Annotated in this window: 7 protein-coding genes and 1 pseudogene; 5 read left to right on the top strand and 3 right to left on the bottom strand. The window is 66.1% G+C overall.

What is annotated here, in order from left to right:
• Positions 1-2: 2 nt before the first annotated feature.
• Positions 3-658, bottom strand: a pseudogene (locus NXY83_RS21085) (endonuclease/exonuclease/phosphatase family protein).
• Positions 659-1,338: 680 nt separating this feature from the next.
• Here NXY83_RS21085 and ileS point away from each other — a divergent pair.
• Genes ileS through ndk form a run of 4 tightly spaced genes read left to right on the top strand, consistent with a single transcriptional unit; the run spans position 1,339 to position 6,971 of the window.
• Positions 1,339-4,662: an isoleucine--tRNA ligase gene (ileS, locus tag NXY83_RS11720; RefSeq protein WP_258802414.1), complete on the top strand. Its 3,324-nt coding sequence runs from the start codon at positions 1,339-1,341 to the stop codon at positions 4,660-4,662.
• Positions 4,663-4,664: 2 nt separating this feature from the next.
• Entirely contained in the window at positions 4,665-6,023 is a 1,359-nt protein-coding gene (locus tag NXY83_RS11715) for a bifunctional folylpolyglutamate synthase/dihydrofolate synthase (RefSeq protein WP_258802413.1), read from the top strand.
• A 3-nt stretch (positions 6,024-6,026) separates the two neighbouring features.
• On the top strand, positions 6,027-6,491 hold the full coding sequence (locus tag NXY83_RS11710; RefSeq protein WP_258802412.1) for a DUF4233 domain-containing protein: 465 nt from the start codon (positions 6,027-6,029) through the stop codon (positions 6,489-6,491).
• Between the two features lie 54 nt (positions 6,492-6,545).
• Positions 6,546-6,971, top strand: coding sequence for a nucleoside-diphosphate kinase (gene ndk / locus NXY83_RS11705; RefSeq protein ID WP_258802411.1), 426 nt, complete (start codon positions 6,546-6,548; stop codon positions 6,969-6,971).
• A gap of 149 nt (positions 6,972-7,120) precedes the next feature.
• Here the strand turns inward: ndk and NXY83_RS11700 are convergent, their stop codons facing one another.
• The gene (locus NXY83_RS11700; RefSeq protein ID WP_258802410.1) at positions 7,121-7,396 is read right to left on the bottom strand and encodes a hypothetical protein; all 276 of its coding nucleotides are present in this window, start codon (positions 7,394-7,396) and stop codon (positions 7,121-7,123) included.
• Between the two features lie 143 nt (positions 7,397-7,539).
• On the bottom strand, positions 7,540-8,208 hold the full coding sequence (locus NXY83_RS11695) for a vitamin K epoxide reductase family protein (protein ID WP_258802409.1): 669 nt from the start codon (positions 8,206-8,208) through the stop codon (positions 7,540-7,542).
• A 439-nt stretch (positions 8,209-8,647) separates the two neighbouring features.
• On the opposite strand from NXY83_RS11695, the gene NXY83_RS11690 reads away from it, so the two are divergent.
• Positions 8,648-12,067 carry an Rne/Rng family ribonuclease gene (locus tag NXY83_RS11690; RefSeq protein WP_258802408.1) on the top strand — a complete coding sequence of 1,140 codons (3,420 nt, stop codon included), beginning with the start codon at positions 8,648-8,650 and terminating at the stop codon, positions 12,065-12,067.
• Positions 12,068-12,178: the final 111 nt, after the last annotated feature.

Below are 12,178 nucleotides of genomic sequence, written 5' to 3'. Positions count from 1 at the left end.
GGCTAAGGCAGCACAAGGCGGGCCACGACGGCAGCATGGTCGCTGCCGGGAACCAGGACCCGCTCAAACCCGGCCACCGTGATACCCCCGCTGACCAGCACGTGGTCAAGGGCGACAAACGGCGGGACAGGCGAGTTGACCGGCCACGTGGGGGTGAGCGCCTTTCCCGCGGCCCCGGCAGCGTCTGTCAGTCCCGTCCCGAGAAGCTCCCGGAATTCGCGGTGGTCCATGCTTGCATTGAAGTCGCCCAGCAGGAAGTGCCTGCGGGCAGGTCTGCCGTCAGGCTGCCAAGCTGCGCCAACTCAGCGCGCCACCTCGGTATCTCGCCGCGACGCGGCGAGTCCACGTGGACGGCCGTCAGCTGCACCGGTTGGTTGGGCCCCGGAACAGTCGCTTCGGCCCGGCTCTGGGAAAATCTTGAGCCCGGAACGTGTTTTTGGGCCTGGAGAGGAAACCGCGAGAACAGCGCGCTGCCCGTTCCGGTCCGCTCCACGTTCAAAGACCTGCCGGGCAGCAGGCCTGCCAACCCCGCGGCGTCGAGGTCTTCAAGGCCTTCGGGTGCCAGCTCAGGCAGGGCGAGGACATCCACGCTCCGATTCCGGACTTCCGCCAGCAGGGCTTCGGCGTCGACGCCGGTGGAACCGACGTTAAGTGCCATGACGGTCAGCATCCGGCCGGATTGTCCATCGGCGCCGGCAGCCGCTGCCGGGACCGGCCCCGACACGTGGAGGGCGCGGGGCAGGACCATGCCTGCCTGAACCGCCAGGAGCGCAGTCATTGAACCGGCGAGGAGGATCCTGCTCCCGCTGGGACTAAAGCACATGGCCAGGACCGCGCAGGCCAGGGCAGCAGCCGTAAGCATCAGCGTCACCGGGAAGAAGGCCAGCAGCTGCACCCATGGCGTACCGACGTCCCACGGAAGGAGGCGCAGCACCAGCAGGGCCGTGCCAGGCAGTGCAAGCATTACGGCAACGGCCCGTCCGTACTTCTGCATGGACCATTATCAGGAGCCCCGGACCGGGAATGGCAATGGAGGCTCCGGCGATAGTAGACTCGAAAGTGGCTATGACCCGGCAATCACCGGTGAGCTTCCGGAAGAACACGCAAACTGCCAACCGTGGCGGCCAGCGCCAGTAGAACCGGACGGGTAAGCCCGTCACAGCAGTAATGAGAGGCCGGGGCAGCGCCCGTTCCCCAGGAACGCGCAGCGCCGGTAAGTGAGGTGGTACCGCGGTGAGCGTGCAGTCCTTGGACGGCACGGAAGCCGTCCTCGCATCCTGAACGGAATATGTCCGGCACCTGCCGGCTATTCGCCACGCTCAACCCAGGATGTCGAGAATGACGTATTACCCCAAGGCCTCAGCCTCCATCAACGGCGCCTCCTCCAACGGCGGGGCAGGCGTTTCCGCCTCCGTGAGGTTCCCGGAGATCGAAGAGCGCATCCTGAAGTACTGGGACCAGGACGGCACCTTCCAGGCCAGCATCGACCAGCGCAGCGCCGATGCCCCCGGCGGTGAACCCGGCAGCAACGAGTTCGTGTTCTACGACGGCCCGCCCTTCGCCAACGGCCTGCCGCACTACGGCCACCTGCTCACGGGCTACGCCAAGGACCTGGTGGGCCGCTACCAGACCCAGCGCGGCAAGCGCGTAGAACGCCGCTTCGGTTGGGACACCCACGGGCTGCCCGCTGAACTGGAAGCGATGAAGCAGCTGGGCATGACGGACAAGACCCAGATCGAAGCCATGGGCATCGATAAATTCAATGACGCCTGCCGGGCGTCCGTGATGAAGTACGCCGATGAATGGCGAAACTACGTCACCCGCCAGGCCCGCTGGGTGGACTTCGACAACGACTACAAAACACTCAACGTGGAGTACATGGAGTCTGTCCTCTGGGCATTCAAGCAGTTGCACGAAAAAGGCCTGACCTACAACGGCTACCGCGTGCTGCCCTACTGCTGGAAGGACGAGACGCCGCTGTCCAACCATGAGCTGCGCATGGATGACGACGTCTACAAGAACCGCCAGGACCAGACCGTCACCGTCACGTTCCCCATCACCGCAGGGGAATCCGAACTGTCCAGGCAGCTCGCCGGTGTCCAGGCGCTTGCCTGGACCACCACCCCGTGGACGCTGCCCACGAACGCCGCGCTCGCCGTCGGGCCTTCCATCACCTATGCCGTGCTCCCCGCGGGACCCAACGGCATCAAAGCCGCTTCGGCCGAAGCCCCCGTCACCGGAAGCTTCCTGCTGGCAGCGGATCTGGTAGGCGGCTACGCCAAGGACCTGGGCTACGACAGCTTCGAGGCTGCCCAGGCCGCGGTGGTGTCCACCCATACCGGCGCTGAACTGGAGGGACTGGCCTACCAGCCGCTGTGGCGGGACTTCAGCGACAACGAAAAGTACGGCATGGAAAATGCCTGGCGGATCCTGGTGGCGGACTACGTCACCACGACCGACGGCACCGGCATCGTGCACCAGGCACCCGCCTACGGTGAGGATGACCAGAAGATCTGCGAAGAGGCCGGAATCCCGGTGATCCTCTCCGTTGACGAGGGCGCTAAATTCCTGCCGCTCTTCAAGCACGGCGACCTTCACGACATCGTGGGACTGCAGGTGTTCGAAGCCAACAAGCCCATCACCCAGGTCCTCCGCGCCCAGGGCCGCCTGGTCCGCCAAGCCAGCTACGAGCACAGCTACCCGCACTGCTGGCGGTGCCGCAACCCGCTGATCTACCGCGCGGTCTCGTCCTGGTACGTGGAGGTAACGAAGTTCAAGGACCGCATGTCCGAGCTGAACCAGGAGATCAACTGGATCCCCGGCAATGTCAAGGACGGACAGTTCGGCAAGTGGCTGGAAAACGCCCGCGACTGGTCCATCAGCCGCAACCGCTACTGGGGCAGCCCCATCCCGGTGTGGCAGTCCAGCGACCCGGAATACCCCCGCACGGACGTCTACGGTTCCCTGGCCGGGATCGAGGCGGATTTCGGCCGCCTGCCGTTGAACAAGGACGGCCAGGTTGACCTGCACCGCCCGTTCATCGACGAGCTGACCAGGCCCAACCCGGACGATCCCCGCACGCCGGAAGAGGGGCAGTCGGTGATGCGCCGCGTGGAGGACGTCCTGGACGTCTGGTTCGACTCCGGCTCCATGCCCTACGGCCAGGTTCATTACCCGTTCCAGAACGAGGCCTGGTTCGACACCCACAACCCGGCAGACTTCATCGTTGAGTACATTGGCCAGACCCGTGGCTGGTTCTACATGCTGCACATCCTTTCCACGGCACTGTTCGACCGGCCGGCGTTCCGCAACGTCATCAGCCACGGCATCGTGCTGGGTTCCGACGGGCAGAAGATGTCCAAGAGCCTGCGGAACTACCCGGACGTGTCCGAGGTACTGGACCGTGACGGTTCCGATGCCATGCGCTGGTTCCTGATGTCCAGCCCCATCCTCCGCGGCGGCAACCTGGTGGTCACCGAGCAGGGAATCCGCGACGGCGTCCGCCAGGTCATCCTGCCGCTCTGGAACGTGTACAGCTTCTTCACCCTGTACACCAACGCCGCGAACGGCGGTGCCGGCTACGACGCCAAGCTGCGCTACGACGGGTACACGGACACGCTGGACCAGTACCTGCTGGCCAACACCGGCGACCTGGTCCGGAACATGACCACGCAGCTGGACACCTACGACATCTCCGGTGCCTGTGACGAGCTCCGCAGCTACCTGGACATGCTCACCAACTGGTACGTCCGCCGCAGCCGCCAGCGCTTCTTCGACGAAGACCAGGACGCCTTCGACGCACTGTTCACCGCGCTGGAGACAGTTTCACGGGCCGCGGCGTCGCTGCTGCCACTGGTGTCCGAGGAGATCTGGCGCGGGCTCACCGGCGGCCGTTCCGTGCACCTGGCCGACTGGCCTGACGCCGGGCTGTTCCCGGCCAACCCGGGCCTGGTCCAGGCCATGGACCGGGTCCAGCAGATCTGCTCCACCGGTTCCTCCCTCCGCAAGGCCGCAAACCTGCGCGTCCGCCTGCCGCTGCAGGAGCTCACCGTTGTGGCACCCGGCGCCGACGCGCTGGAAGGCTTCGCCGCCGTCGTCGCGGACGAACTCAACCTCCGCTCCGTCCGGCTGCTCGACGCTGCCACCGCGGCCCCCGAGGAGTTCGGCATCCAGCAGAAGCTGGTGGTGAACGCCCGCGCAGCCGGGCCGCGCCTGGGCAAGAACGTCCAGGCCGCCATCAAGGGCTCCAAATCCGGTGAGTGGTCAGTGGACGACGACGGAGTGGTCACCGCGGGCGGGCTCCAGCTGGAACCGCAGGAATACACCCTGGAGACCGTGGTGGCGGAATCCGCGGGCGGGTCCGCCTCCGTGGCCGTGCTGCCCGGCGGCGGCTTCGTGGTCCTCAATACCGAGGTGACTCCGGAGCTTGAAGCCGAAGGGCTGGCCCGCGACATGGTCCGTGCCATCCAGCAGGCACGCAAGGACGCCGGACTCAACGTCAGCGACCGGATCCGGACCTCCGTCAGCGCCAGGCAGGATGTCGTTGACGCGCTGCTGGCAAACGCCGACCTGGTCAAAGGTGAGACACTCACCATGCACCTTGCGGCAGAACCGGCAGACGTTGCCGAACCGGCCGTTGCCGTTGAGAAAGTTGAGGCCTAGACATGACCGACGCATTTTCCGTGGAGAGTGTCTACGCCGAGCTGCTGGGACGGGCGCCGGAAAACAAGATGGAGCCCCGGCTCGCACCGCTGTTCCGGGCCATGGACGTCCTGGGTGAACCCAACAAGGCGTTCCCGATCATCCACGTCACCGGGACCAACGGTAAGACGTCCACATCCCGCATGATCGAGTCCGTCCTGCGCGCCCACGGTCTCAGCACAGGCCGGTACACAAGCCCGCACCTGTCCAAGGTCACCGAGCGGATCAGCATTGACGGGCACCCCGTCCCCGATGAGACGTTTGTCCGGATCTGGGACGAGATCCGCCCGTACCTGCAGATTGTGGATTCGGAACTGGAAGCGGACGGGCAGCCCCGCCTGACGTACTTCGAGTGCATCACCATCCTGGGCTTCGCCATCTTCGCGGACCAGCCCGTCAACGTGGCAGTTATCGAGGTTGGCCTGGGCGGCATTACGGACGCCACCAACGTGGGTGACGGGCAGGTATCGGTCATCACGCCGATCTCGCTGGACCACACCGACCTGCTGGGGGACACCACCGAGGAGATCGCCTACGAAAAGGCCGGCATCATCAAGCCGGGCGGCTACCTCGTCAGCGCTGCCCAGCCCCTGGACGCCGCACAGGTCCTGCTGGAGAAGGCCAAGGACGTTGGCGTGCCCTTCCGCTTCGAAGGAGTGGAGTTCGGCGTCGAATCCCGGACAGTGGCCGTGGGCGGCCAGGTGGTCACCATCCAGGGCATCGCCGGCCGCTACCCGGAGCTGCTGGTGCCGCTGCACGGCGCCCACCAGGCGCAGAACGCCGCCGTGGCAGTGGCCGCGCTCGAGGCCTTCTTCGGCGGCGAAAAGGAACTCGATTTCGAGGTGCTGCAGGAAGGCTTCGCCGCTGTGACGTCGCCGGGCCGGCTGGAGGTTGTCCGGACCGCGCCCACCATCGTGGTGGATGCCGCCCACAACCCCGACGGCATCAAGGCCTCAGCCGCCGCACTGCAGGAGGCGTTCACCTTCACCCGGCTTGTTCCCGTGGTGGGCGTGCTGAAGGAGAAAGACGCCGAGGACATCCTCCGCCAGCTCAAGGAATCCCTGGGCGGCATGGCCGAGGAATACTGCTTCACCCAGTCGAACTCGCCGCGCGCGGTCCCTGCGGCCGAACTCGCCGAGCTTGCCGTTGACCTGGGCTTCGGCGAGGACAACGTCCACATCGCCGAGAAGCTCGACGACGCCCTGGAATGGGCGGTGGAACGGGCCGAAGCAAACGAGGACCTTTCCGGCGGCGTGCTGGTGACCGGTTCCATCACCCTTGTGGCCGAAGCCCGCATCCTGCTCGGAAAGACGGAGGCGTAGGGGATGGCCAGACTGACCAAAGCCCAGCGCGAGTGGCGTCCGGGCATGCCCAAAAAGCGCCGTTCCACCAAAGTCATGTTTGCCTCCACCGTGCTGCTCCTTGAGGCCTTCGTGATGTTCTTCGCCACCCTGACCGTCTTCGGGCTCCGCCGGGGAGAGTTCCCGCCGGCGCTCATCCTGGGCGTGGGGATCGCGCTCAGTGTCGTGATGATCGTTGCCTGCGCGTTCCTCAGCAAACCCTGGGGCATCGGGCTCGGCTGGATCCTGCAGATCGTCCTGGTCCTGACGGGCATCTTCGAGCCTGCCATGTTCCTGGTGGGGGGCCTGTTCGCCGTGGCCTGGTGGTACGGCATCCGCACCGGCATCCGGCTGGACCGTGAAGCTGCCCAGCGCGCCCGCGAACAGACCGAATGGGAAGCCGCCCACCCCGATGACCCGGCCGGCCCCGGGCAGCTGCAGACACCCTGACACACAGCCCCCGTAGACTTGTCCCGAAACCCACACCAACGCATTGGAGCAGTTGTGACCACTGAGCGCACCCTCGTCCTGATCAAGCCCGACGGCGTCGCCCGTAACCTCACCGGGGCCATCCTGGCCCGGATCGAAGCCAAGGGATACACCCTGGTTGAGCTGAAGAAGGTGGAGGCCACCCGCGACCTGCTGGAGCAGCACTACGAAGAGCACGTGGGCAAGCCGTTCTACGAGCCCCTGGTGGAGTTCATGCTCAGCGGCCCCGTCGTGGCGGCCATCTTTGAAGGCCAGCGCGTCATCGAGGGCTTCCGCTCGCTGGCCGGCACCACGGATCCGACGACGGCGGCACCGGGCACCATCCGCGGCGACTTCGGCCGTGACTGGGGCGTGAAGGTCCAGCAGAACCTGGTGCACGGCTCGGACTCCACTGACTCCGCCGAACGCGAGATCAAGATCTGGTTCCAGGACAGCCTGTAATCAATCAGGCACGGGCGTGCCCCTGGTGCTCCCACAATGGCGTGAACGGACAGTTGAGGCCCCGGGCAACCGGGGCCTCACTGTTCTCCTTTGACGGTGGTCCGGCCTGGAGGGTGTTAGCCGGCAGTGTTGCTGTGGTGTTGTTCCAACTAAGGATTAGGGCAGGCACCGTGCCAGGGTCCCTGGGACGGTCCCGATTCCTGCGCGCCACGATGCAGTCCCCTTGCGCCGGGTTCAAACCGGACCTGGTCAATGTCCACGCAGCCACTGCCTGTCATGACGAAGTGCGGGTGGGCATTGGTTCCGCCCACTGGTGACTGTTCCGCGGCCGGCGGAGTTGCGGCGACGGCGGGCGTACCGATCGCACCGGCCAGGCAGAGCCCGAGCGCCATCGGTAGTGCTGCCCCAAGACCATATTTCCTCATTGCAACTGATCCTCTCTCTGAAGGCATTTCTTTAGAGGGACTGCCGTCCGCTCTGGACCGGTCTTTCCACAGTCCACGCTTCCATTAGATCTTGAGAGGGTTGCTGCGGCACGAGTAATGAGTACTCATCTTTGCAGCGAAGATTAGTACCCTGATGTTCCTGCGAACACCTGGATGAATGCGAAGAAGATGGTGGCGATGACGGCAACGTACAGCAGCGCGGTGATGATCCAGCCGGAGTCGCCCAGGACACGGGCGGCGCCGGACGGGACGGGGATGACGCCGGCGGTGATGTTCCGGATGGTCACCCAGACGAAGAGGGGGATCATGGCCGCCCAAACAATCATGCAGAACGGGCAGAGGATGCGGATGTCGTAGAGGGCCTGGGACCACAGCCACACAACGAAGATGAAACCGAGCGTGACGCCTGTCTGCAGGCCCACCCAGAACCACCGGGCAAAGGCAGCCCCGGAAAGCAGCGCCATGCCCACGGTGATGACGACGGCGAACGCCACGATCCCGATGAACATATTGGGGAAGCCGAACAGCGAACTCTGCCAGGTCTTCATGACATCGCCGCAGGAGATCCACGGATTAACGTCGCACACTGTGCTGTGGTTGGGATCCTGGAGCACCGCGAGTTTTTCCAGGACAAGGGTTCCGGAGGCCAGCCAGCCGATGGCGCCGGTGATCACCAGCAGCCAGCCGAAAGGACGGTCGCGGGTCATCGTGGGGACAGCTGCTGTGGTGCTGTCCGGGCCGAGGGTCCGGTCCGCGGCATGGGTGCTGCTGGCGGGGGAGATGCTGGGCATTGGTATGGCGTCCTTTTCGTCCGGTGCTCCTTGCCCGATTGTAACGCCGGCGGCTGGAAGCCATCCCCAGGCAGGCGACTACAGCTCCCGCTTCCGCCGGGATTTAGCCGGGGTATGAGAGAATAAACGTGGCTGGAAGCCGATCCACATTCGGACTCCGGTCCGGTGGCTTGTTCTCAAGACCGCCAATGACGAGCAGGGCAGGCTTCGGATGCTTCCGATCCAGACTCCCGCGACTCCATTGGGCGGCACCTGGTTGTAGCACGCAGAACAACGGGTTTCAGGACATCCCGCCGGCTCCCACGGGCTGCCGCACCCCAACGCCGGTGCGAACCTGGGAGTATCCACTTGACTTCTGTCAACGCCTGCGGGTTTTGACAATATGTGCCCAATGGGTGCCGGATGTGGCGGTACATCAGGGGCAGGAGCGCTGCTGCATATGGAAAATGAACAAGAATTGGCCGTTAATGATGATGCTGCGGCTGCGGACGCCGCTGTTGCACCCAAGAGGGCTGCCAGGAGCCGCCGCAAAGCAGCACCGAAGGCCGACGACGGCCTGACCGGAGAAACCGGGAACACGGACGCAGAGAACGCTGCGGAGAACGGACCTGCCGACGACGCGACCGCCGAAAACGTGGAAGCTGCCGCCGCCGAAACCAAGGCACCCGCCCGCCGCACCCGCTCGCGCAAGAAAGCGGACGCCGTGCCGCTCCCGGCCTTCGCCGACGAAGGAGCAGGAGACGAAGCAGCAGGAACCGGCGGCCCTGCAGATACTGCCGCCGGAGCCGAAGAGAGCGCGCCGCCCGTGGCTGCCCCCGAGGCGGAAGCCGAAACCAAGGCGGTCCGCCGCCGTCGTGTTGCCACCCGCAAAACCTCCGCACCGGCCCGGGAAGCTGACACGGCAGCGGCTGATGCCGTTCCCGCGGAGCAGGAAACGCCCGTCGTGGCGGACGCGGTGACGGAAGCCCCGGATGCCGCTCCGGCAGTGGAGGTGCCGTCCGGGGCCTCTGCAGCCCCTGAAGCCGGCCAGGCGCCGTCGAAGACTGCCCCGGAAGCCGTTGCCCCCGAGGCCGGCGCCCCGGAAGCCGGGGCCGAAGAAGATCCCGGGGCCGAAGAGGAAACCGCACCTGCCGCAGCGGCGCCCGCGGCCGCCAGCCCGTTCGGCTCCCTGTTCATGGAACCTGCTTCCCCCACCTCCGTACTGTTCCAGGCCCCGGACCTCAGTACCGTGGTGCGCCCCGCGGCAGCCGCCGCCGAAGAGCCTGAAGAGGACGACGCCGAAGACGGCGACGCCGAGGATTCCGCCAGCCGCCGCAGGCGCCGGGGCCGTGGCCGCCGGAACCGCGGCCGCGCCGACGAGCGTGACGTGGAGGCTGGAACCGACAGCGATACTGAAGACATTTCCGCTGACGAGGCCGACGAAGAGCAGGCCGGGCAGCTGGAAGAAGGCGTCACGTCCCGCCGCCGTCGCCGCCGCCGTCGTGGCGACCAGGACCTTGAGCTGACCGGCGGCGGGAATGACGACCCGCCCAACACCGTGACCCGTGTCCGCGCGCCGCGCGCGGTCAGCGAACCTGCCGTCAGCAACCGGGTCACCAGCGTCAAGGGTTCAACCCGCCTGGAGGCGAAGAAGCAGCGCCGGCGCGAGTCCCGCGACACCGGACGCCGCCGCACCGTCATCACCGAGGCAGAGTTCCTGGCCCGCCGCGAATCGGTTGACCGCCAGATGATCGTCCGGCAGCGCGACGACAGAATCCAGATTGCCGTCCTTGAGGACGGCGTCCTGGCCGAACACTTCGTGTCCAAGACCCAGCAGGATTCGCTGATCGGCAACGTTTACCTGGGCAAGGTCCAGAACGTGCTGCCCTCCATGGAGGCAGCCTTCGTTGACATCGGACGTGGCCGCAACGCCGTCCTGTACGCCGGCGAGGTGAACTGGGAGGCCGTCAACCTCGAAGGTAAGCAGCGCCGCATCGAAAACGCCCTCAAATCCGGCGATACCGTCCTGGTCCAGGTAACCAAGGACCCCGTCGGCCACAAGGGCGCCCGCCTCACCAGCCAGATCTCGCTGCCGGGCCGCTACCTCGTGTATGTTCCCGGCGGTTCCATGACGGGCATCTCCCGGAAGCTGCCCGACGTCGAACGCAACCGCCTCAAGCGCATCCTCAAGGACCGTCTCCCGGAGCAGGCAGGCGTCATTGTCCGCACCGCCGCCGAGGGAGCGTCCGAGGAAGAGCTGACGCACGACATCAACCGGCTGCGTGCCCAGTGGGAAGGCATCGAAAGCCAGTCCACCTCCACCAAGGTCCTGGCCCCGGAACTGTTGTACGGCGAACCCGACCTCACCATCAAGGTGGTCCGTGACGTCTTTAACGAGGATTTCTCCAAGCTGATCGTTTCCGGCGAAGAAGCCTGGGACACCATCGAGGCCTACGTCACCTACGTGGCCCCGGACCTCGTGGGCCGCCTCGAGAAGTGGACCAAGGACCAGGACATCTTCGCGGCCTGGCGGATTGACGAGCAGATCCACAAGGCTCTGGAACGCAAGGTCTTCCTGCCTTCCGGCGGTTCGCTGGTCATCGACCGGACCGAAGCCATGACAGTGGTGGACGTGAACACCGGCAAGTTCACCGGCAGCGGCGGCAACCTCGAGGAAACAGTCACCAAGAACAACCTCGAAGCTGCCGAGGAAGTGGTGCGCCAGCTCCGCCTCCGCGACATCGGCGGCATCATCGTGATCGACTTCATCGACATGGTCCTTGAATCCAACCGGGACCTGGTCCTGCGCCGCATGGTCGAATGCCTGGGCCGCGACCGCACCAAGCACCAGGTTGCCGAAGTCACGTCCCTGGGCCTGGTCCAGATGACCCGCAAGCGCATGGGTACCGGGCTCCTGGAGGTTTTCGGGGAGCAGTGCGAGGCCTGCGCCGGGCGCGGCGTGGTCACCCACGATGATCCGGTGGAGCACCGCCGCGCCAACATCGTTGCAGCCGAGCACCACGTGCAGCGTACCGACAGCCGCCCTGATGCCCGTGCTGAAGGACACCGCAGCGAGGGCCAGCGGACCGACAGCAACCAGCCCGGTGTCCGTCAGGACCGCAAGCGCCGGCGCGGACGCGGCGGCCAGCAGCCTGATGCTGCCCCGGCTGCCGCCGCCGTGCACGTGCACACCGTCCACCCGGACCCGTCAGACGCCGAACGCCATGCAAAAGCGGAAGCCACCAGGCTGGCGCTGGCCAACATTGCTGCCGCTGCCCACGCGGCGCACCTGCACGACGACGAGGTGGCGGCTGCCCGGCAGGTGCAGCCTGTCCAGCCTGCCACGCCGGCTGAAGCGGAGAAGCACGACGCCGATGCCTCCTCACGGCCCGCTGCTGTCCTGACGTTTGGCGGAGAGAAGGTAGTCCTGCCGTTCGTCGAGCACGCGGAAGGGCAGCAGGCGGAACCGGCCCTCACTTTGGACCGGCTGGCAGAAGCGTTTGCCCATCTGGGCGAGCCTGCTCCCGCCGTCGGAACCCCGGCAGAACAGCCGGAATCCCAGGTTTCCACACCGGAACCGGCCAAGGCCCAGCAGCAGTCCGTCCCCGCAGCAGTGGAGAAGGACTGGTCCGACCACACTGTTGAGCAGTCCCGTCAGCGCAGGCCGCGGCGCAACCGCAGCGCAAGCCGGGCGCAGGGTGCCGCCAACGAGACGTCCGTCCAGCAGCACGAGAAGGCACCGGCACCAAGCACAGGACACTCGCACGCTGCCAAGGCGCCGGAACCGGCCACCGCCTCGGGTGCCGACAAGGCCGCTGCCGCCAAGCCGGCCGAGGCGCCCATCATCCTGGGGGTTGGAGTTCCTGCCTCCGAGCTTTAGGGGAACCCGTCGATGCCCGGCCAGCCACAAGCAGTGGCAGGCCGGGCATCCTGCGTTAAACGGCAACAAAGGGTCAAACGGCATCGGGACTTAAGGGCAGGGCATCCGGTC

Source organism: Pseudarthrobacter sp. NS4, assembly GCF_024758005.1.
GTDB lineage: Bacteria > Actinomycetota > Actinomycetes > Actinomycetales > Micrococcaceae > Arthrobacter.
This window is presented reverse-complemented; position numbering and strand designations above follow the sequence as displayed.

Excerpts from the sequence above, each read along its gene's own strand:
- ileS (WP_258802414.1), top strand. The coding sequence starts at position 1,339 with ATGACGTATTACCCCAAGGCCTCAGCCTCCATCAACGGCGCCTCCTCC.
- NXY83_RS11715 (WP_258802413.1), top strand. The coding sequence starts at position 4,665 with ATGACCGACGCATTTTCCGTGGAGAGTGTCTACGCCGAGCTGCTGGGA.
- NXY83_RS11710 (WP_258802412.1), top strand. The coding sequence starts at position 6,027 with ATGGCCAGACTGACCAAAGCCCAGCGCGAGTGGCGTCCGGGCATGCCC.
- NXY83_RS11700 (WP_258802410.1), bottom strand. The coding sequence starts at position 7,396 with ATGAGGAAATATGGTCTTGGGGCAGCACTACCGATGGCGCTCGGGCTC.
- NXY83_RS11695 (WP_258802409.1), bottom strand. The coding sequence starts at position 8,208 with ATGCCCAGCATCTCCCCCGCCAGCAGCACCCATGCCGCGGACCGGACC.
- NXY83_RS11690 (WP_258802408.1), top strand. The coding sequence starts at position 8,648 with ATGGAAAATGAACAAGAATTGGCCGTTAATGATGATGCTGCGGCTGCG.